Source organism: Burkholderia sp. AU16482 (assembly GCF_002223285.1).
GTDB classification, from domain to species: Bacteria; Pseudomonadota; Gammaproteobacteria; order Burkholderiales; family Burkholderiaceae; genus Burkholderia; species Burkholderia semiarida.
In genome coordinates this window covers 1-18777 of sequence record NZ_NKEY01000004.1, presented here as the reverse complement: position 1 = coordinate 18777, position 18777 = coordinate 1, and the positions used below count along the sequence as shown (strand labels likewise).

Annotated in this window: 20 protein-coding genes; 12 read left to right on the top strand and 8 right to left on the bottom strand. The window is 65.1% G+C overall.

Features of this window, described 5'->3' with window-relative positions:
- Positions 1 to 7: 7 nt before the first annotated feature.
- From CFB35_RS11640 to CFB35_RS11600, 9 genes are all read left to right on the top strand, one after another.
- Complete coding sequence (locus CFB35_RS11640) at positions 8 to 1498, top strand: NADH-quinone oxidoreductase subunit M (RefSeq protein WP_059583600.1); 1491 nt, start codon at positions 8 to 10, stop codon at positions 1496 to 1498.
- A 39-nt stretch (positions 1499 to 1537) separates the two neighbouring features.
- Positions 1538 to 2992, top strand: a complete 1455-nt coding sequence (gene nuoN / locus CFB35_RS11635) for an NADH-quinone oxidoreductase subunit NuoN (RefSeq protein ID WP_059583598.1) — start codon at positions 1538 to 1540, stop codon at positions 2990 to 2992.
- On the top strand, positions 2992 to 3288 hold the full coding sequence (locus tag CFB35_RS11630; protein ID WP_059583597.1) for a DUF2818 family protein: 297 nt from the start codon (positions 2992 to 2994) through the stop codon (positions 3286 to 3288). Before nuoN ends, CFB35_RS11630 begins: the two co-directional genes overlap by 1 nt.
- Positions 3289 to 3327: 39 nt before the next feature.
- A complete protein-coding gene (locus CFB35_RS11625) occupies positions 3328 to 3918 on the top strand; it encodes an NUDIX domain-containing protein (protein ID WP_059583595.1) in 591 nt (196 codons plus the stop codon).
- Between the two features lie 136 nt (positions 3919 to 4054).
- Positions 4055 to 4477 (top strand): DUF1178 family protein, encoded by a 423-nt coding sequence (locus CFB35_RS11620; protein WP_059583593.1) that lies wholly within the window; start codon positions 4055 to 4057, stop codon positions 4475 to 4477.
- A 101-nt stretch (positions 4478 to 4578) separates the two neighbouring features.
- On the top strand, positions 4579 to 5775 hold the full coding sequence (locus CFB35_RS11615) for an acyl-CoA dehydrogenase family protein (protein WP_059583591.1): 1197 nt from the start codon (positions 4579 to 4581) through the stop codon (positions 5773 to 5775).
- A gap of 19 nt (positions 5776 to 5794) precedes the next feature.
- Positions 5795 to 6928 carry an acyl-CoA dehydrogenase family protein gene (locus CFB35_RS11610; RefSeq protein WP_059583590.1) on the top strand — a complete coding sequence of 378 codons (1134 nt, stop codon included), beginning with the start codon at positions 5795 to 5797 and terminating at the stop codon, positions 6926 to 6928.
- Positions 6929 to 6966: 38 nt separating this feature from the next.
- Positions 6967 to 7428 carry a MaoC family dehydratase gene (locus CFB35_RS11605; protein WP_059583588.1) on the top strand — a complete coding sequence of 154 codons (462 nt, stop codon included), beginning with the start codon at positions 6967 to 6969 and terminating at the stop codon, positions 7426 to 7428.
- A complete protein-coding gene (locus CFB35_RS11600; RefSeq protein ID WP_059583586.1) occupies positions 7425 to 7901 on the top strand; it encodes a MaoC family dehydratase in 477 nt (158 codons plus the stop codon). The genes CFB35_RS11605 and CFB35_RS11600 overlap by 4 nt, the downstream gene beginning before the upstream one ends.
- 45 nt (positions 7902 to 7946) lie before the next feature.
- Here CFB35_RS11600 and CFB35_RS11595 read toward each other — a convergent pair whose 3' ends face one another.
- Positions 7947 to 8639: a glutathione binding-like protein gene (locus CFB35_RS11595; RefSeq protein WP_059583763.1), complete on the bottom strand. Its 693-nt coding sequence runs from the start codon at positions 8637 to 8639 to the stop codon at positions 7947 to 7949.
- 216 nt (positions 8640 to 8855) lie between these two features.
- Positions 8856 to 9647 carry an oxepin-CoA hydrolase, alternative type gene (locus CFB35_RS11590; protein ID WP_089465008.1) on the bottom strand — a complete coding sequence of 264 codons (792 nt, stop codon included), beginning with the start codon at positions 9645 to 9647 and terminating at the stop codon, positions 8856 to 8858.
- A gap of 199 nt (positions 9648 to 9846) precedes the next feature.
- Between CFB35_RS11590 and CFB35_RS11585 the strand changes: the two genes are divergently transcribed.
- Positions 9847 to 10503 carry a glutathione S-transferase gene (locus CFB35_RS11585; protein WP_059583581.1) on the top strand — a complete coding sequence of 219 codons (657 nt, stop codon included), beginning with the start codon at positions 9847 to 9849 and terminating at the stop codon, positions 10501 to 10503.
- Positions 10504 to 10546: 43 nt separating this feature from the next.
- On the opposite strand, the gene CFB35_RS11580 is transcribed toward CFB35_RS11585, so the two are convergent.
- Together CFB35_RS11580 and CFB35_RS11575 are read right to left on the bottom strand one after the other, a co-directional pair.
- On the bottom strand, positions 10547 to 11719 hold the full coding sequence (locus CFB35_RS11580; RefSeq protein WP_059646632.1) for a pyridoxal phosphate-dependent aminotransferase: 1173 nt from the start codon (positions 11717 to 11719) through the stop codon (positions 10547 to 10549).
- A gap of 28 nt (positions 11720 to 11747) precedes the next feature.
- Positions 11748 to 12245: a putative toxin-antitoxin system toxin component, PIN family gene (locus CFB35_RS11575; protein WP_059583577.1), complete on the bottom strand. Its 498-nt coding sequence runs from the start codon at positions 12243 to 12245 to the stop codon at positions 11748 to 11750.
- 57 nt (positions 12246 to 12302) lie between these two features.
- Between CFB35_RS11575 and yaaA the strand changes: the two genes are divergently transcribed.
- Both yaaA and CFB35_RS11565 read left to right on the top strand, forming a co-directional pair.
- A complete protein-coding gene (yaaA, locus tag CFB35_RS11570; protein ID WP_059646637.1) occupies positions 12303 to 13085 on the top strand; it encodes a peroxide stress protein YaaA in 783 nt (260 codons plus the stop codon).
- 139 nt (positions 13086 to 13224) lie between these two features.
- Complete coding sequence (locus CFB35_RS11565; protein WP_059583573.1) at positions 13225 to 14379, top strand: M14-type cytosolic carboxypeptidase; 1155 nt, start codon at positions 13225 to 13227, stop codon at positions 14377 to 14379.
- An 82-nt stretch (positions 14380 to 14461) separates the two neighbouring features.
- On the opposite strand, the gene CFB35_RS11560 is transcribed toward CFB35_RS11565, so the two are convergent.
- The 4 genes from CFB35_RS11560 to CFB35_RS11545 all read right to left on the bottom strand — a co-directional run bounded on the left by CFB35_RS11560 (position 14462) and on the right by CFB35_RS11545 (position 18273).
- Positions 14462 to 15118, bottom strand: a complete 657-nt coding sequence (locus CFB35_RS11560; RefSeq protein WP_089465007.1) for a BspC domain-containing protein — start codon at positions 15116 to 15118, stop codon at positions 14462 to 14464.
- A 139-nt stretch (positions 15119 to 15257) separates the two neighbouring features.
- Positions 15258 to 15932 carry an energy-coupling factor ABC transporter permease gene (locus tag CFB35_RS11555; RefSeq protein ID WP_059583569.1) on the bottom strand — a complete coding sequence of 225 codons (675 nt, stop codon included), beginning with the start codon at positions 15930 to 15932 and terminating at the stop codon, positions 15258 to 15260.
- Between the two features lie 76 nt (positions 15933 to 16008).
- On the bottom strand, positions 16009 to 16845 hold the full coding sequence (locus CFB35_RS11550) for a response regulator transcription factor (RefSeq protein ID WP_059583567.1): 837 nt from the start codon (positions 16843 to 16845) through the stop codon (positions 16009 to 16011).
- Positions 16846 to 17055: 210 nt separating this feature from the next.
- Complete coding sequence (locus tag CFB35_RS11545; RefSeq protein ID WP_060010291.1) at positions 17056 to 18273, bottom strand: DUF2863 family protein; 1218 nt, start codon at positions 18271 to 18273, stop codon at positions 17056 to 17058.
- Positions 18274 to 18777 lie beyond the last annotated feature (504 nt).

Genomic DNA, 18777 nt, shown 5'->3' with positions numbered 1-18777 from the left:
AACACTAATGCACGCTTTTCCGATTCTCAGTACCGCGATCTGGCTGCCGATCGTTTTCGGCCTCCTCGTGCTGGCGGTGGGTAACGACAAAAATCCGGGGACGGCTCGCTGGGTCGCGCTGATCGGCGCGCTGCTCGGTCTCGCGGTCACGATCCCGCTGATCACGGGCTTCGACTCCAGCACCGCTGCGCTGCAGTTCGTCGAGAAGTCGACGTGGATCCAGCGCTTCGACATCGCGTATCACCTCGGCGTCGACGGCATCTCGATGTGGTTCGTCGTGCTGACCGCGCTGATCACGGTGATCGTCGTGATCGCCGCCTGGGAAGTGATCACCGAGAACGTCGCGCAGTACCTCGCGGCGTTCCTGATCCTGTCCGGGATCATGATCGGCGTGTTCTCGGCGGCCGACGGCCTGCTGTTCTACGTGTTCTTCGAGGCGACCCTGATCCCGATGTACATCATCATCGGCGTGTGGGGCGGCCCGAACCGCGTATATGCGGCGTTCAAGTTCTTCCTGTACACGCTGGCCGGCTCGCTGCTGATGCTGGTCGCGCTGATCTACCTGTACACGGAAACGCACTCGTTCGACCTCGCGACGTGGCAGAACGCGAAGATCGCGATGACGCCGCAGATCCTGCTGTTCATTGCGTTCTTCCTCGCGTTCGCGGTGAAGGTGCCGATGTGGCCGGTGCACACGTGGCTGCCGGACGCGCACGTGGAAGCGCCGACGGGCGGCTCGGTCGTGCTGGCGGCGATCATGCTCAAGCTCGGCGCATACGGTTTCCTGCGCTTCTCGCTGCCGATCACGCCTGACGCGAGCCACTTCCTGGCGCCCGTCGTGATCACGCTGTCGCTGATCGCGGTGATCTACATCGGTCTCGTCGCGATGGTGCAGGCCGACATGAAGAAGCTGGTCGCGTATTCGTCGATCGCGCACATGGGTTTCGTCACGCTCGGCTTCTTCATCTTCAACCAGCTCGGCGTCGAAGGCGCGATCGTCCAGATGATCTCGCACGGCTTCGTGTCGGGCGCGATGTTCCTCTGCATCGGCGTGCTGTACGACCGCGTGCACTCGCGCCAGATCGCCGACTACGGCGGCGTCGTCAACGTGATGCCGAAGTTCGCGGCGTTCGCGATGCTGTTCTCGATGGCCAACTGCGGCCTGCCGGGTACGTCCGGTTTCGTCGGCGAGTTCATGGTGATTCTCGCGGCCGTCCAGTACAACTTCTGGATCGCATTCGGCGCGGCGTTCACGCTGATTCTCGGCGCGGCCTACACGCTGTGGATGTACAAGCGCGTGTATTTCGGCGCGGTCGCGAACGATCACGTCGCCAAGCTGACGGACATCGGCCGTCGTGAATTCCTGATGCTGGCCGTGCTCGCCGCGTTCACGCTGCTGATGGGCCTGTATCCGAAGCCTTTCACCGACGTGATGCACGTTTCCGTGGAAAACCTCCTCTCCCACGTCGCGCAGTCGAAGCTGCCGCTGGCCCAGTAATCGCGAGCGGAGGAACTCAAGATCATGCAAAACGCCCCTATGAATGTTCTGTTGCCTGACGCGCTGGTGCTGGCCGCCATCGTCGTCGCATGGCTGAACGACACCTTTACCGGTGCGTCCGGCCGCCGCCTGACCTATCTGATCGCGGTCGTCTCGTCGGTCGTCGCCGGCGTGTGGTTCGCGGTCCAGGCGCTCGACCCGCAGCAGTACTACTTCTTCTCGAAGATGGTCGTCGTCGACTCGTTCGCGAGCATGATGAAGGCCGTCGTGTCGTTCGGTTTCGCGGTCTCGCTCGTCTATTCGCGCAAGTACCTCGAAGACCGCGACATGTTCCGCGGCGACGTGTTCCTGCTCGGCATGTTCTCGCTGCTCGGCCAGCTGGTCATGGTGTCGGGCAACAACTTCCTGACGCTGTACCTCGGTCTCGAACTGATGTCGCTGTCGCTGTACGCGGTCATCGCGCTGCGCCGCGACGCCGCGCAGTCGAGCGAAGCCGCGATGAAGTACTACGTGCTGGGCGCGCTCGCATCGGGCTTCGTGCTGTACGGCATCTCGATGCTCTACGGCGCGACCGGCTCGCTCGAGCTCGGCGAAGTGTACAAGGCGGTCGGCGGCAACACCGACGCGGCCGTGCTGATGTTCGGCGTGATCTTCATCGTCGCCGGTATCGCGTTCAAGCTCGGGGCCGTGCCGTTCCACATGTGGGTGCCGGACGTCTACCAGGGCGCGCCGACCGCGATGACGCTGTTCGTCGGCGGCGGTCCGAAGGTTGCCGCGTTCGCGTGGGGCCTGCGCTTCCTGGTGATGGGCCTGCTGCCGCTCGCCCAGAACTGGCAGACCGCGCTCGTGATCCTCGCCGCGCTGTCGCTGATCGTCGGCAACATCACCGGTATCGTCCAGCGCAACATCAAGCGGATGCTCGCGTACTCGGCGATCTCGAACATGGGCTTCGTGCTGCTCGGCCTGCTCGCCGGCATCGTGAAGGGCGACGCGGCTGCGCCGGCGAACGCCTACAGCTCGGCGATGTTCTACGCGATCGTCTATCTGATCACGACGCTCGGCTCGTTCGGCGTGGTGATGCTGCTCGCGCGCCGCGATTTCGAAGCCGAAACGATCGACGACTTCAAGGGCCTCAACAAGCGCAGCCCGGTGTTCGCGTTCGTGATGATGGTCATGATGTTCTCGCTGGCCGGCATTCCGCCGACCGTCGGCTTCTACGCGAAGCTCGCGGTGCTCGAGGCGACCGTCAACGCAGGCCTCACGTGGCTGGCCGTGCTGGCCGTGATCACGTCGCTGTTCGGCGCGTTCTACTACCTGCGCATCGTGAAGCTGATGTACTTCGATGCGCCGCAGGATTCGACGCCGATCTCGGGCGATTTCTGCAAGCGCACGATCCTCGTGCTGAACGGCCTGGCCGTCGTCGTGCTCGGCCTGATCCCGAGCCCGCTGCTGACCGCCTGCCTGCAGGCAATCCGCCACACGCTGCCGCTGTAATGTCGGCAGCCGGCTGGTTCATCGTGCTGTTGGCGCTCGTATGCGCCAACCTGCCGTTCCTGAACCAACGCCTCTTCGCCGTCGTGCCGTTCGGCGCGACGAAGAAGAGTGCGTGGGTGCGGATCGGCGAGCTGATCGTGCTGTACTTCATCGTCGGCGCGCTCGGCTTCTGGCTCGAGTCGCGCGCCGGCAACCGCTTCGAACAGGGCTGGCAGTTTTACGCGATCACGTTCAGTCTCTTCGTCGTGTTCGCGTTTCCCGGCTTCACGTTCCAATATCTCGTCAAACGACGCTGACGGCTTCGGCCGTCCGTCGTGCTCATCCAGGAGCCGCCGATGGCCGAACTACCCAATCACGACGCCGCACTGACCGAAACCTGCCTCGAGAGCGAGGCGATCTTCGAAGGCGCGTTCCTCAAGCTCAAGCGCGATACCGTCCGTCTGCCGGACGGCAAGAAAGCCACGCGCGAATACGTGCAGCATCCGGGCGCGGTGATGGTGATCCCGCTGTTCGACGACGGCCGCGTGCTGATGGAGAGCCAGTTCCGCTATCCGATCGGCAAGGTGATGGCCGAATTCCCGGCCGGCAAGCTCGATCCGAACGAAGGCGCGCTCGCGTGCGCGGCGCGCGAGCTGCGCGAGGAAACCGGCTACACGGCGCGCGAGTACGTGTTCCTGGCCCGCATTCATCCGATCATTTCCTATTCGACCGAATTCATCGACCTGTACCTCGCGCGCGGGCTGACGGCCGGCGAGCGCAAGCTCGACGAAGGCGAATTCCTCGAAACCTTCACCGCGACGCTGGACGACCTGCAGGAGTGGGTGCGCACGGGCCAGATCTCCGACGTGAAGACGATCATCGGCACCATGTGGCTCGACAAGGTGCTGTCCGGCACGTGGCCGCTCGGCCCGGTCGTCACGCCCTGAGCGCGGCGTCGGCGGCGGCCGGGGCGCCGCGTTACAATCTGGCGACGCAGTGCGTTCGCGCTGCGCAATCCGGATTTAGCACGATCGTTCACAAAACCGCTTTTTGCGCTACACTCGTCACACGCCCTGATTCAGCATGAAGGTCCTCGATTTACAGTGTCCGCACGGTCATCGGTTCGAAGGCTGGTTCGCTTCCGCCGATGAATTCGAAGCGCAGTTGTCCCGCAAGCTGGTCGAATGTCCGGTGTGCGGAACGACGGAGATCAACCGGATGCCGTCGGCGCCGCGCCTGAACCTGTCGGGCGCGACGCAGCCGCAGCCGGCCGATCCGCGTGCGCTGCAGGCGCAGGTGATGCGCGCGCTGCGCGAGGTGCTGGAGAAGACCGAGAACGTGGGCGAGCGCTTCGCCGAGGAAGCGCGGCGCATTCATTACAACGAGGCGCCGGCACGCAGCATTCGTGGCGTCACGACGCCGGAGGATGCGCAGTCCTTGCTCGAAGAAGGCATCGACGTGATGCCGCTGCCGATTCCTGCCGCGCTGAAAGAACCGCTGCAATGACGTACGCAGTGTGTCCTTGGCCGGGGACGGCCGCGGACAGCTTTGCATGAGATCAGAGCAGGCGCTAAAGCGTTAACTCGGGTCGACAGGAGACACTGCGCATGGATCTGGATTATTCCCCCGCCGACGACGCGTTCCGCGCCGACGTCCGCGCCTGGCTCGAGGCCAACCTGCCTCACGCACTGCGCGCCAAGGTACTCGATCACAAACGACTCGACCGCGAGGATTTCGCGAGCTGGCACCGGATTCTCGGCCAGCGCGGCTGGTCCGCGCCCGCCTGGCCCGTCGAATATGGCGGCCCGGGCTGGAACGCGACGCAGCGGCACATCTGGGACGAGGAGTGCGCGCGCATCGGTGCGCCGACCGTGCTGCCTTTCGGGGTGTCGATGGTCGCGCCGGTCCTGATGAAATACGGCAGCGAAGCGCAGAAGCGCCGCTATCTGCCGCGCATTCTCGACGGCTCGGACTGGTGGTGCCAGGGTTATTCGGAGCCGGGTTCCGGGTCCGATCTCGCATCGCTGCGCACGCGCGCCGAGCGCCACGGCGATCATTACGTCGTCAACGGCCAGAAGACCTGGACCACGCTCGGCCAGTACGCCGACATGATGTTCTGCCTCGTGCGCACCGATCCGGCCGCGAAGAAGCAGGAAGGCATCTCGTTCCTGCTGATCGACATGAAAACGCCCGGCATCACGGTGCGCCCGATCGTGATGCTCGACGAGGACCACGAGGTCAACGAGGTGTTCTTCGAGGACGTGAAGGTGCCGGTCGAGAACCTCGTCGGCGACGAGAACCGCGGATGGACCTACGCGAAATACCTGCTCGGCCACGAGCGCACCGGCATCGCGCGCGTCGGCGCGTCGAAGCGGGAGCTCGCGTTCCTGAAGCGCATCGCGTCGAACCAGCGCAAGAACGGCAAGCCGTTGCTCGCCGATCCCGTGTTCGCCGCGAAGGTCGCGGCGCTCGAGGTCGAGCTGATGGCGCTGGAAGTGACGGTGCTGCGCGTCGTCAGCCGCGAGACGAGCGGCAAGGGGCCGGGCCCCGAAGCGTCGATGCTGAAGATCAAGGGCACCGAGGTGCAACAGGCGCTCACCGAGCTGATGGTCGAAGCGATCGGCCCGCTGGCCGCACCGTTCGACGTGCCGTTCCTCGCCGGCGAGCGCGAGCACAGCATCGCCGGCGACGACGATGCGGCGCCGCTCGCCGCGTACTACTTCAATTACCGGAAGACGTCGATCTACGGCGGGTCGAACGAGATCCAGAAGAACATCATCGCGCAGATGATTCTGGGGCTGTGATCAGGGAACGGAGACAACCATGGATTTCAGCTTTACCGATGAGCAGCAGCAGTTCGCCGATGCGCTGCGCCGGTATCTCGGCGAGCAATACGGCTTCGAGGCGCGTCAGGCGATCGTGCGCAGCGATACCGGTGTGTCCGACGCGCAGTGGAGCGCATTCACCGAACTCGGATTGACCGCGTTGCCGGTGCCGGACGCCCAGGGCGGCTTCGGCGGCGGGCCGGTCGACATGCTGGTCGTGATGCAGGAACTCGGCCGCGCGCTCGTGATCGAGCCGTACTGGGCCACGGCGGTCGGCGTCGAGGCGTTGCGGATCGCCGGCTCCGGCGCGGGCGACGACGCCGCGCTGCTGGAGGCGATTGCACAAGGACAAAAGCGCGTGGCGGTCGCGTTCCATGAGCCGCAGGCGCGCTACGACCTGTACGAACTCGACACGCGCGCGCGCGAGCAGGACGGCACGTACCGGCTGACCGGGATCAAGTCGGTCGTTCAGCACGGCGCCCAGGCGCACGTCTGGATCGTGCCCGCGCGTGTCGACGGCGGCGGTATCGGCCTCTTCGTCGTCGAACGCGATGCGGCCAACGCGAAGGTGGTCGACTACCGGACCATCGACGGCCAGCGTGCCGCGACGCTCACGTTCGACGACACGCCGGCCCGACTCCTGACGGGTGGGGCGCGAGACGCGGCGGCGCTCGAGCAGATTGCCGATTACGCGACCTTTCTGCTATGCGCGGAAGCGGTTGGCGCGCTCGACGAGCTGAATCGCGCGACGGTCGAATACACGAAGACGCGTGAGCAGTTCGGTGTGCCGATCGCGCGCTTTCAGGCGCTACAGCACCGGATGGTCGACATGCTGATTCATGCCGAGCAGGCGCGTTCGCTGACCTATCTCGCGGCGGTGCGCTATGCGAACGGCGATGCCGATGCGCGGCGCAAGGCCGTGTCGGCCGCGAAGGCGCGGGTCGGATCGGCCGCGCGCTTCGTCGGCCAGCAGGCGATCCAGTTGCACGGCGGCATGGGCGTGACCAACGAGGTGGCCGCCGCGCACCTGTTCAAGCGGCTGTCGATCATCGAGACGACGCTCGGCGATACCGATCATCACCTCGCCCGCCTCGCGGCGCTGCCCGATTTCGCGCAGACCGACGTAGCATGACGGCGACGCGCGAGCGCGCCAGACAAGGAGACTTATCAGTGGGCATCAGTTACGAAGATCTGGTGGTGGGCAGTACCACCGAAGTGGGCCGCTACACGTTCGAGCCCGACGACATCAAGACGTTCGCGCAGCGCTACGATCCGCAGCCGTTCCATGTCGACGAGGAAGCAGGGAAGGCATCGCACTTCGGCGGGCTCGTCGCGAGCGGCTGGCATACGTGTTCGGTGTTCATGAGCCTGCTGGTCCAGAAGCTGGGGCCGGACTCGACCAGCATGGGCTCGCCGGGCATCGATTCGATCCGCTGGCTGAAGCCGGTGCGCGCCGGCGACACGATCACGATGTACCAGAAGGTGCACGACAAGCGCGTGTCGGAGAGCAAGCCCGATCGCGGCATCGTGTCGACGGAATGGGTCGGCGTGAACGAAGCCGGCGAGACGGTGATCAGCGTGCACACCAAGGTGATTTTCGGGCTGCGCCATCCGGCAGGCGCGAACGCATGACCGACGTGACCTTGCCGCTGATCGCGTCCGCGCAGGCGCTGCAGGCGCGGGTTGGCGCGGAGCCGCTCGCGAGCGGCTGGATCGAGATCGACCAGCCGCGCGTCGACGGTTTCGCCGACGCGACCGGCGATCACCAATGGATTCACGTCGACCCCGAACGCGCGCGGCGCGAGTCGCCGTTCGGTGGGCCCATCGCGCACGGGTTCCTGACGCTGTCGCTGATTCCTGCATTGATGACCGACGCAATGCGCTTCGAGCAGAAGATGGGCGTGAACTACGGGCTCAACCGCGTACGGTTCTTGAAGCCGGTGCCGGTCGGGGCGCGCGTGCGCGCGCTGTTCGCGGTGAAGGAAATCGCCGACGCCGCGCGCGGCGGTATTCAGGTGACGTGGTCGGTATCGATGCAGATCGAGCGTCCCGACGCGCCGCTGCCGGTATGCGCGGCGGAATTCATCACGCTGCATTACTTCTGAAGCACGCAGCGGCATGCGCGGATGCCGCTGCGTCCACCCTGCGTGTCAGTGCTTCGCGTATTGCGTTGCGCCGAACAGCACCTCGCGTGCCTTGTCGTCCTGCAGCGCCTTGCGCATCGACGCGAGTACCTCGACGCCACGCTGCACGGCCGGTCGCGCGGCGATCGCCTCGTGCCAGCGCTTCACGTTCGGCAACGCGTCGAGCTCGATGCCCTGGTTCCGCCACGAACGCGTCCACGGGAACGTCGCAATGTCCGCGATCGTATACGTGTCGCCCGCGAGATACTCGGATTCGCCGAGCCGCTTTTCCATCACGTTGTACAGGCGCTTCGCTTCGTTCGTGTAGCGGTTGACCGCGTACTCGATCTTCTCCGGCGCATACAGCCGGAAGTGGTGCGCCTGCCCGAGCATCGGGCCGACACCGCCCATCTGGAACATCAGCCACTCGAGCGTCGCATAGCGCGCGGCCGGATCGGTCGGCAGGAACTTGCCGGTCTTCTCCGCGAGGTAGATCAGGATCGCGCCCGATTCGAACAGCGAGATCGGTTGGCCGCCGGGGCCATCCGGATCGACGATCGCGGGGATCTTGTTGTTCGGGCTGATCTTCAGGAACGCGGGCTCGAACTGGTCGCCCGCACCGATATCGACCGGATGGGCGCGATACGCGAGGCCCGTTTCCTCGAGCATGATGTGCACCTTGTGGCCGTTCGGGGTCGCCCAGCTATAGACGTCGATCATCGTCAACTCCTGTGTGGCATGCGCGAAAACGGCGCCGGCGGCGCCGCGACAGGCGGTCATTAGAGCATGGATCGACGCGGGCTGCTGGTGGCGGAAATGCCCGTGCCGGCGGGCATGCGCGGCCGGGCGGGCGTCGCCGGCGGTGCACGCGGCGTCGACGTGCCGCACCGGATGGACGCGGTGGCGTGGCGTCGGTTCGAAGGCCGACGCGGTGGATCAGCGCTTGTAGCGCGGTTGGCGCTTCTCGAGAAAGGCGCTGATGCCTTCGAGCCCGTCCGCATGATGCAGCGACGCGACGAAATGATCGCGCTCGGTGCCGAGGTGCGCGTCCAGCGGTTGGGCGGTCGCCTCGTCGAGCAGCGACTTGATGCGCGTGAGCGCGTTCGGCGAGATGCCGGCGAGCGTGTCGGCCCACGCCAGTGCGTCGCTCAGCGCCGTGCCAGGCGCGGCGAGCCGATTGACGACGCCCAGCGCGTGCAGGCGTTCCGCGGCAACGGGTTTGCCTTTGAACAGGATCTCGGCGGCGGTCGCACGCGGCAACGCGCGGGCGAGAAACCACGAGCCGCCGCCGTCGGGTGTCAGGCCGACGCGTGCATACGACATCACGAATTTCGCGTCGTGTGCGGCAACGATCAGGTCGCACGCGAGCGCGAGCGAGAAGCCGGCGCCGGCCGCGGCGCCCTCGACGGCCGCGATCACCGGCTTCGTCGACGCGCGGATCGCCGTGACCCATGCCGCGAGCTGATCGATGCTGTCGGCCTGGAAGGACGGATCCTTCGAGCGATTCTCGAGCAACCGGTTCAGGTTGCCGCCTGCGCAGAAGAAGCGATCGGCACCCGTCAGCACGACGGCGCGAATCGCCGGATCGCGCTCGGCGGTGGCGAGCGCTTCGATGCCGGCCGCATACATGTCGGGATGCAGTGCGTTGCGCGCACCGGGATTGGACAGCGTGAGGACGAGCGTCGAATCGCTCTCGGGTGGGCGCGAGGCCAGCAGTTCAGCACTCATGCGAGCGTGTCTCCATCGGGTGGCGCGGCGACGCCGAGTGTATCCCGCGAAGAGCGAGGGCTGTCGCCGCAGCGGATGTAATGTTGTCGTGACGGACGAAAAACTTGCTTTAGACTAGCACGAACGTGCTTTTCGGCGCGATGAACCTCGAGGCGGCCGGCGTCGATGCGGCCGTGCTCCAGCAACGAAGGAGACTCCGATGCTACAGCTGTGCGGTATTCCGTTGTCCAACTACTACAACAAGGTGAAGTTCGTCCTGCTCGAGCACGATATACCGTTCGAGGAGTCGGTTTGCGCTTTGCCGGTCAGCGATCCGGTGCAGCTCGCCGATTCGCCGCTCGGCAAGATTCCGTTCCTGAAGACCGAAGAGGGTGCGCTGTTCGAGTCCCAGGTGATCATCGAATACCTGGCGGCGCGCTATCCCGAGAAAGGCATTTTGCCCGCGAGCCCGTTCGCGGCGGCGAAGGTGCGCGAACTGGTCGAGACGCTCGAGCTGTATCTCGAATGGGTGGCGCGCGAGGTGTACACGGAAGCGTTTTTCGGCGGCAAGGTCAGCGACGGGATGAAGGCGCACGTCGAGAAGCGCCTGCCGCGCGCGATCGATGCGTTCAAGCAGATGACGCGGTTTTCGCCGTATGTGCTCGGCGAGTCGTTCGGCCTCGCGGACATTGCCGCGTGGGTTCATCTGCCGGTGATCGGGATGGCGACGAAGGCCATATTCGGCCGCGACTTCCTGCTCGATGCAGGCATCGACTGGAAGGCCCACGCCAAGACGGTGAGCGAACGCCCTGCCGCGCAGCGCGTGGCAGCCGAGCGCAAGGCGTATGTCGAAGCGGCGAACGTCGCGCGTTCGTAACCGCGTTTCCCGAAGGGCGGCGTGCGGCCGCCCCCGTGCGGGCTTACAGGCGGGCGAGCCGCTCGAGCGCGGATGCGAGCGTGCTTTCCCGCTTCGCGAAGCAGAAGCGCACGACGCCCGATTCGTGCGGCTCGTGATAGAACGCCGACACTGGAATGGCGGCCACGCCGATCTCCGACGTGAGCCACGTCGAGAATTCCGCTTCGGGCAGGTCGCTGATCGCCGAGTAATCGACGCACTGGAAGTACGTGCCCGTGCACGGCAGCAGCTTGAAGCGCGTGCGCTCGAGGCCGGCCCGGAAGAAGTCGCGCTTTTGCTGATAGAAGCCGGCGAGCGACAGGTACGGCGTCGGGTCGCGCAGGTAGTCGGCGAGCCCGATCTGCATCGGCGTGTTCACCGTGAATACGTTGAACTGGTGGACCTTGCGGAATTCAGCGGTCAGCGCGGCAGGCGCCGCGACGTACCCGACCTTCCAGCCGGTCACGTGATAGGTCTTGCCGAAGCTCGACACGATGAAGCTGCGTGCGGCGAGTTCCGGATAGCGCGCGACGCTCTCGTGGCGCGCGCCGTCGTAGACCATGTGTTCGTAGACCTCGTCGGACAGGATCAGCACGTTGGTGCCGCGCACGATGTCCTCGAGCTTGCGCATGTCCGCCTCGCGCCACACGGTGCCCGTCGGGTTGTGCGGTGTGTTGATCAGGATCATCCGCGTTTTCGGCGTGATCGCGGCCGCGAGACGGTCGAACGGGATCGCGTAGTCGGGCGCCTCCAGCGTGACGAACACGGGCTTGCCGCCGGCGAGCTCGATCGACGGCAGGTAGCTGTCGTAGGTCGGCTCGACGACGATCACTTCGTCGCCCGGATGCACCGCGCACAGGATCGCCGTCAGCAGCGCCTGCGTCGCGCCGGCCGTCACGGTGATTTCGGCGGCCGGATCGTAGCGCCGGCCGTACACCCGCGCGATCTTGTCGGCGATCGCGTCGCGCAGCGGCGCGACGCCGGCCATCGGCGGGTACTGGTTGTGCCCGTTGCGCATCGCGGCGGCCACCGCATCGACGATGCGCGGATCGCAATCGAAATCCGGGAAACCCTGGCCGAGGTTCACCGCCCCTTTTTCGGCGGCAAGCGCGCTCATCACCGTGAAGATCGTCGTGCCGACGTTCGGCAGGCGCGAGGGGAAAACGGGTGTCGTTGGCATATCTGAAGGAGCGTTCATCGATACGGTCGGAATCGGGTGAGGTGCGTCAGGCCGGCGTCGCCGTGACGGGCGGCGCGGCGTCGAGTGCGCAGGCTTGCGCAAATGGCGCGGGTTGCGCGATGCGGAAACCGAAGTCGCGGGCGGTGCGCTTCGCGAGCTTCAGCAGCGCGCGGTCTTTCGACACGAGCCAATCGGCGTGCGCGGCGCGCGCGAGTTCGAGAAACTTCTGGTCGTCGCGGTCCTTGCACTTCGGCAGCGGCGGCGCGCCGGCGTCGACGGGCGGCGGTTCGACGAGGCTCGCGAGCCGGGCGACGGTCGCGAGCGCGGCCGCCTTGTCGATCGCGCGCGACTGGAACTGCGGATAGTCGAGCACGTATTCGAGTTCGGTCAGGCAGCGGCCGTCGATCACGGCGGCCAGCGTGCCGTGCTCCAGCGCGGCGCGGATCGGGCGCGTGGCGGGGTCGTCGAATACGAGAATGTCGATCCAGACGTTCGAGTCGAGCACGACGCGGTGTGCGGCATGCGGGGCGAGAGAGCGGGTCATTCGTTACAATCGGTGGTTTTCGTCTGACCGCAAGGCACGGCGTGCCAGCGAGCCTCTATGATAATCGTTCTCTCTCCCGCCAAATCCCTCGACTACGACACGCCCGCGCACGTCCAGTCTTACACGAAGCCTGCATTCGTCGACGATGCGTCGGAGTTGATCGACGGCCTGCGCAAGCTGTCGCCGCAGGACATCGCGACGCTGATGGATATCTCCGATCCGCTCGCGCGCCTGAATTTCCAGCGCTACGCCGACTGGTCGCCGACCTTCACGCCGGCCAACGCGAAGCAGGCTGTGCTGGCGTTCAACGGCGACGTCTACGAGGGTTTCGACGCGAAATCGCTGTCGTCCGCCGATCTCGACTATGCACAGCATCACGTGCGCGTGCTGTCGGGCCTGTACGGGCTGCTGCGTCCGCTCGACCTGCTGCAGCCGTACCGGCTCGAGATGGGCACGCGGTTCGCGAACGCGCGCGGCAAGGATCTGTATGCGTTCTGGGGCGATCGCATCACGCGGGCGCTGAACGAGCAACTCGAGACGCGCAGCGGCGCGGCGCGCGTGCTCGTCAACTGCGCGTCGACCGAATACTTCAAGTCGGTCAAGCCGAAGCTGCTGGCAGCACCGGTCATCACGCCGGTATTCGAGGACTGGAAGGGCGGCCGCTACAAGATCATCAGTTTTCATGCGAAACGCGCGCGCGGCCTGATGGCGCGGTTTGTCGTCGAGAACCGTATCGCCGACCCGAAGGCGCTGAAGGAATTCGCCACCGAAGGCTATGCGTTCGATGCGGCTGCGTCGAACGATTCGACTTACGTATATCGCCGGCGCATCGGCGAGTGACCCTGCCGGCCGTTCGCGAGACGGTCGGCGCATGCGTGAGGCCGGACCGGCGACATACCGCCTGCTTCGGTCGACCGCTTTGCATGGGACCGGCGTAAGCGCTGAAGCGCCAGCGCCGGTCGACAAAGGAGATGGACAGATGGCCCTTTCGATCACCAGTAATTTCGACGCAGGCGCAATCGACGTCGTGTCGTGCGACAGCCCCGACGCAATCCGGCTGCGCGTGCGCGGCGACAATCGTTCGGAATTCGCGCAATGGTTTTACTACCGCTTGACGGGTGCACGCGGCGAGCGATGCGTGATGACGTTCGAGAACGCAGCCGAATGCGCGTATCCGTCGGGCTGGCGCAACTACCACGCGGTGGCGAGCTATGACCGCGTCGACTGGTTCCGCGTGCCGACGACGTTCGACGGCAAGACGATGACCATCGACCATACGCCGGAGTTCGACAGCATCTACTACGCGTATTTCGAACCGTACTCGGAAGAGCGTCACGCCGCGTTTCTCGGCGCGGTCCAGCAGTTGCCTCAGGCGAGCGTCGTCGAACTCGGCCGCACGGTCGAAGGCCGTCCGATGTCGCTGCTGACGCTCGGCACGCCGGAACTCGACGGCGCGCCGAAGAAGAAGGTGTGGATCATCGCGCGCCAGCATCCGGGCGAGTCGATGGCCGAGTGGTTCGTCGAAGGGCTGGTCAAACGGCTGGCCGGATGGGGCGACTGGGCCGGCGATCCGGTTGCGCGCAAGGTCTACGATCGCGTGACGTTCTACATCGTGCCGAACATGAATCCGGACGGCAGCGTGCACGGTAACCTGCGCACCAATGCGGCCGGCGCGAACCTGAACCGCGAGTGGATGGCGCCCGATGCCGAGCGCAGCCCCGAAGTGCTGGCCGTGCGCGACGCGATCCACGCGATCGGCTGCGACATGTTCTTCGACATTCACGGCGACGAGGATCTGCCGTACGTGTTCGTCGCCGGCTCGGAGATGCTGCCGAGCTTTACCGAGCAGCAGGGCAAGGAGCAGGCCGCGTTCATCGAAGCGTTCAAGGTCGCGAGCCCGGACTTCCAGACCGAGCATGGCTACGCGGCGAGCAAGTACAAGGAAGATGCGCTGAAGCTCGCGTCGAAGTACATCGGCCACCAGTTCGGCTGCCTGTCGTTGACGCTCGAAATGCCGTTCAAGGACAACGCGAACCTCCCCGACGAGCGCGTCGGCTGGAACGGCGAGCGCAGCGCGGCGCTCGGCGCGGCGATGCTCGCCGCGATCCTGGTGCACGTCGACACGTTCGCGTAGGCGCTGCCGTCGTCGCATGAAAAAAGCCGGTGCATCGCGAGATGCGCCGGCTTTTTGCTGCTGTCGTTGCCGCTCCGTCGTATCAGGATTTCTTCGCGGTTTTCTTCTTCACGGCTTTCTTTTGGCCGCCTGATTTCTTCGTCGAGACGGCCTTCTTGCTGCCGGTGCGGCCCGATGCCTTCGCCTTGGCTTTGCCGCGGTGCGACTTGCCCTTGAACTTCTTCGTCGAGGACGACGAGCGCTCGACGCGCGGCTTCAGCGGCGGAACCGGGTCGTTCCAACTGAACGCAAGCATTTGCTGGCCGACATAGCCGCAGCGAAACTTCAGCGGCGTCGGATCGCTGCCGTTGCCGTGGATGCCGAGCCCGTCGACGGTGACGATGTTGTCGACTTTCACGCGCTGCTTGCCCTGGTCGAACGAGTCGTTCCACGGCGTGATCGTCGCGTTGCCGCTGTCGAATGCGTTCGGCGCGAAGTCCACGCGGTCGAACGCCGTCGATGTGCTGGCGATGAAGCTGCCGTGCGCCGCACAATCCGCGGCGAGCGGATCGGCATGCATCTCGTTGACGAATTTGTTGATCAGTTCGGAGCGCTGGTCGAGCAGGTCGGCAAATACCGGCGCGGGAAGCGCAAGCGACAGGCCCGCGATACAGGCTGCCAGCTTGCCGAGCGCCCGGAAAATCCGGAGCGAGGCAGGTGAGCTGTCCATCTGGTTATTGGTGAGGAGCGAAGGAGACATCGGGCACGTATAGAGGCCCGATGAAGAACAGGAGTTCAATCTTAGCGTAAAAAAGTTGTGCGGCAGTAGGCGACGTACTCGGCGCGCGCCGCGGAAAGTGCCCCGGCACGCAGATGCGTGGAGCCGATCCGGAGGAAATTCAGGCGCGCGGGCCGCCGAGGCGGTAGCGGCGGACGTCGAAGGTCGTGACCCACGCGGGGCGATAGACGGCGATGAGTGCCGTTGCCATGCCGGTGAACCATGCTTCGCCGAGCGCGAGCAGCGCGGTGTTCAGCAAATAGCCGGCCGGAATCACGACGGGCACGCCGTCCGCGAGCGCGAGCTGAACACCGGCCGCCGCGGCGGCGACCGCGACGATCGCGATGGCGGGCGACAGGAAGCCCTGTCCGGTGATGAATGACGCGAGGTTGTGCGGCAGCCAGGCGAGCGCGGCGCGTTGCAGCAATGCCGACACGCCGACAGGCAGCGCACCGTAGACCAGATAGGTCAGGCCGACGCCTTGCCACGGCGCGTCGAATATCACTGCGGCCATCGCCGTGACGGCGCCCATCGCGACCAGTGCGAGTGTCCAGTCGAACAGCGTGACGAGCAGCGTTGCGCCAAGCAGATGCATGACGATGCCATCTTCGAGCCATGCGTTCGAGGCCCACAGGACCGTGATCGCAGTGACGAGCGCGAGCCACACGTGCTGAAGCGTGGCGTCCTGCAGGCGTACGAACGGGCGATTCCACATCGCGAGCGCGAGCAGGGCCACGGCGGCGATCCAGCCACCGATGCCAACCCAGAGCGGAAGCGGTGTGAAAAGAAAACCCATGCGTCCATATTACTCGTTGAGCATCAAAGGTGGGAGCCTGCACATGCCCGACCGTCGCAATATCGAGACTGTTGGCCTAGCGTCCGCGCCGGAACCGTGCCGGCGGCTCGGCGGCGAGCGGCAGGTCCTGTGTGCCGGCGTTGGCGATAGGCAACGGGTACGGACGGTCATGCCGTTGTGTTCGCAGCGGAGCGGGGCCGTGTTCGCCGATGGCCAGCTTGCGGGCGCGATTGCGGTTCGCCAGCAGTACCTCGAGATGGGGCGACAGCCAGCCGTTGTAGATCGCGACCGCGGCGGCGCGGTTTGCGGCGCCGAGCTGCTGGAAGATGCTCGCGAGGTGGATCTTCACGGTGCCTTCGCTGATGCCGAGCGTACGGGCAATCATCTTGTTCGTGCTGCCCATGTGGACGAACCGCATGATCTGGGCTTGGCGCGGCGACAGGAGTCCGCTCGGCGGGCGCCGTGGAAGCGAGCCGGCGAGCGTCTGGAAATGGGCGTCGTGGCGCGCCATTGCCGTTGACGGCAGCAGGCTGAGGGCGATCGGCGGAATGTAGTGTCCGCCCAGCAGTACGATCTCGAGCGCACGCACGATCAGGTGCGGCCGCGTGGAATGCGGGATGACGCCCGCGACGCCGTAATTGAAGAAGCGCTGGATGGCTTCGGGCGAGATGTCGTCGACCAGAACGGCGACCGGTGTCGGCGAGCATGCGTTGCCGAGCGCCTGAAGCTCGCTGAGCCGGCCCACGTCCAGCCAGTCGATCGCGACGAGGTCGAAACGCTGGGTGCGCAGCAGCCGGCGTGCCTGGAAACCGTCAGGCGCGTCGTTGATGCTGGCGTGCCGGTCGATCTGCCGCAACAGGGTCTTCAGTCCGTCACGCCGTTCGGCGTCTGAGTTAAGTACCAAGAACCGCATATTCAACCTCCATAAGGTGGGTCATTGATTGCCGTTGGGTATAAGCTGGCCCCGATAATGACAAAGACCTTACACGATGTCTGCTTGGCTGAAAGGCTTAGGAAAAGTTCGAAATTTTGGGCGGCGGGGCAGCGGACAAGAAAAAAGCCGCTCCGGTGGTCACCGGAAGCGGCTTTGGGCGGGGCAGGCTGTCGGGGCCTGCGGGGTGGATCAGTGAAAGTGCGGTTGGGCGGGCGACGCGTCTTCCGGCATTTCCGCATGGACGATTTCACCGAGCGGATCGGCGTAAAGCGGTACGCCGCAGTCGTCGCAGTATTCGGGTTCGAAACGGCCCGCGTGCCGCCGGACGTCGGTTACGCCGCATTCTTTCAGCAGGCTCACGATTTCCTCGAGCGGTCCTTCGATCGGCGCTTCGCCCTCGAGCGTCGCGCTATCGATCGATACGTCGCCGTTTTCACGGCCGTAGAGCGGCCACACGACACCATAGATCACGTCGTTGCTGGCACGCCGCGTGAAGCCGACGCGATACTCGTCGATGCGACGTTCGCCGAAGCCGGCGACCACCGCGCGCAGCTCTTGCGGCGCTGCACCAAGTGTGTCGAATAGATAACGAATGGCCGTTCGGACGGTGTGCGGACGCACGCGTTCGTCCGCATCGCGGCAGGCCGAGTAGTACGCGTCCGGAAGCAGGCATTCGAATTCGCAGCCAGGCAGCGCGATCGCCAGGTTCGGGCCGCCCTGTGCGGCCCATTGTTCGAGGCACTGACCACGCTCGATACGGCTGCCGTTTTCTTCTTCCTGCCAGCGGAACAGCGGCGAGCCGGCAGGCGCGGCGACGACCGCCAGCAGGAAGCGCGGATCGGCCAGGATCGGCGAAGTTTCCGGCAGGTCGCCGAAGCTCAGCTTCGGGGTGTGCTGGCCGATCGCCGCATGTGCGAGCTGCTGGGCGAGCCGGTAGGTTTCCACATGGTGTCGCGGCAACTGGTCGATGCTGTAGAGGAATGGGGCGAGCCCGACGAGCGTGCCGTTCGCCAGCACGTGCGCCTGCAGGTGCGTTCGCAACGCGTCGGCAACGTCGCCCTTGAGCGGACCGGACGGAATCATGTAGCGCGTCCAGGCGAGAACCGGGACGGCGACCAGCAGCGCATCGTACGGTTGGCCGTCGTGTTCGATCACCATCGACTCGCTGTGCGTCTCGGCCATGTCGGCGAGCGCGCCGTAGGCGTCGGGATGATTCTGTTGAAGATGGTCGAGCGCGGCATCGAGCGTCGTCTGATTGCCGTTGCGGACAATCTTGGCGAGCAGCGCATCGAGCTTCGCTTCCCAGAAGCGATCCTCGATGCGGCTGCCCGACGCGAAGAGCGCAAGTGACAGACCGACCAGTTTGTCGGCATCGGGGGGAAGGCGTTTGGCGATTCGCTGGCGCATATTAAAGACGTATATAGAAAGAGGCGAAGAACCTCACATTCTAGTCCGTTCTTTGCACCATAAGCGGTCTGGTGCCGACGCATGGCCGGACGGCCGAATTGCGTAAAAAAGTTGCTGCAAGCCCCTTGCGCGAATGCCGCGAGCTGCTTAGAATCACGCCTCTTTCGCGCTAACGGAAACGCGGCGCGGGAGGAAGGGAAGCGGTGCTGTTGGGGTTCGGTGGTAACGAGCCGCGGCGGCGCAGGAAGATGGGCCCCGCAGTCGCAACGAAGTCGTTCAGAAAGTTGTTGACGAGCTGCGAAACACGGTTCATAATCTCGCTTCTCTGCTGCTGAAAACGCAGCGCTGCCGAGGGGTCTCAGATTCCTCGCAGAAACGCTCTTTAAAAATTAACAGCCGATAAGTGTGGGCGCTTGATGAAAGCGAGCTGATCCTCGGATCAGATAGCGAAAGTATCAAGAGTCTCACACTAAAGTAAGTCAGGTTTATGAAGTGATTCATATT

Excerpts from the sequence above, each read along its gene's own strand:
- CFB35_RS11610 (WP_059583590.1), top strand. The coding sequence starts at position 5,795 with ATGGATTTCAGCTTTACCGATGAGCAGCAGCAGTTCGCCGATGCGCTG.
- nuoN (WP_059583598.1), top strand. The coding sequence starts at position 1,538 with ATGAATGTTCTGTTGCCTGACGCGCTGGTGCTGGCCGCCATCGTCGTC.
- CFB35_RS11600 (WP_059583586.1), top strand. The coding sequence starts at position 7,425 with ATGACCGACGTGACCTTGCCGCTGATCGCGTCCGCGCAGGCGCTGCAG.
- CFB35_RS11630 (WP_059583597.1), top strand. The coding sequence starts at position 2,992 with ATGTCGGCAGCCGGCTGGTTCATCGTGCTGTTGGCGCTCGTATGCGCC.
- CFB35_RS11620 (WP_059583593.1), top strand. The coding sequence starts at position 4,055 with ATGAAGGTCCTCGATTTACAGTGTCCGCACGGTCATCGGTTCGAAGGC.
- CFB35_RS11545 (WP_060010291.1), bottom strand. The coding sequence starts at position 18,273 with ATGCGCCAGCGAATCGCCAAACGCCTTCCCCCCGATGCCGACAAACTG.
- CFB35_RS11585 (WP_059583581.1), top strand. The coding sequence starts at position 9,847 with ATGCTACAGCTGTGCGGTATTCCGTTGTCCAACTACTACAACAAGGTG.
- CFB35_RS11555 (WP_059583569.1), bottom strand. The coding sequence starts at position 15,932 with ATGGGTTTTCTTTTCACACCGCTTCCGCTCTGGGTTGGCATCGGTGGC.
- CFB35_RS11640 (WP_059583600.1), top strand. The coding sequence starts at position 8 with ATGCACGCTTTTCCGATTCTCAGTACCGCGATCTGGCTGCCGATCGTT.
- CFB35_RS11565 (WP_059583573.1), top strand. The coding sequence starts at position 13,225 with ATGGCCCTTTCGATCACCAGTAATTTCGACGCAGGCGCAATCGACGTC.
- CFB35_RS11560 (WP_089465007.1), bottom strand. The coding sequence starts at position 15,118 with ATGTCTCCTTCGCTCCTCACCAATAACCAGATGGACAGCTCACCTGCC.
- CFB35_RS11550 (WP_059583567.1), bottom strand. The coding sequence starts at position 16,845 with ATGCGGTTCTTGGTACTTAACTCAGACGCCGAACGGCGTGACGGACTG.
- CFB35_RS11575 (WP_059583577.1), bottom strand. The coding sequence starts at position 12,245 with ATGACCCGCTCTCTCGCCCCGCATGCCGCACACCGCGTCGTGCTCGAC.
- CFB35_RS11625 (WP_059583595.1), top strand. The coding sequence starts at position 3,328 with ATGGCCGAACTACCCAATCACGACGCCGCACTGACCGAAACCTGCCTC.
- CFB35_RS11615 (WP_059583591.1), top strand. The coding sequence starts at position 4,579 with ATGGATCTGGATTATTCCCCCGCCGACGACGCGTTCCGCGCCGACGTC.
- CFB35_RS11595 (WP_059583763.1), bottom strand. The coding sequence starts at position 8,639 with ATGATCGACGTCTATAGCTGGGCGACCCCGAACGGCCACAAGGTGCAC.
- CFB35_RS11590 (WP_089465008.1), bottom strand. The coding sequence starts at position 9,647 with ATGAGTGCTGAACTGCTGGCCTCGCGCCCACCCGAGAGCGATTCGACG.
- yaaA (WP_059646637.1), top strand. The coding sequence starts at position 12,303 with ATGATAATCGTTCTCTCTCCCGCCAAATCCCTCGACTACGACACGCCC.
- CFB35_RS11580 (WP_059646632.1), bottom strand. The coding sequence starts at position 11,719 with ATGAACGCTCCTTCAGATATGCCAACGACACCCGTTTTCCCCTCGCGC.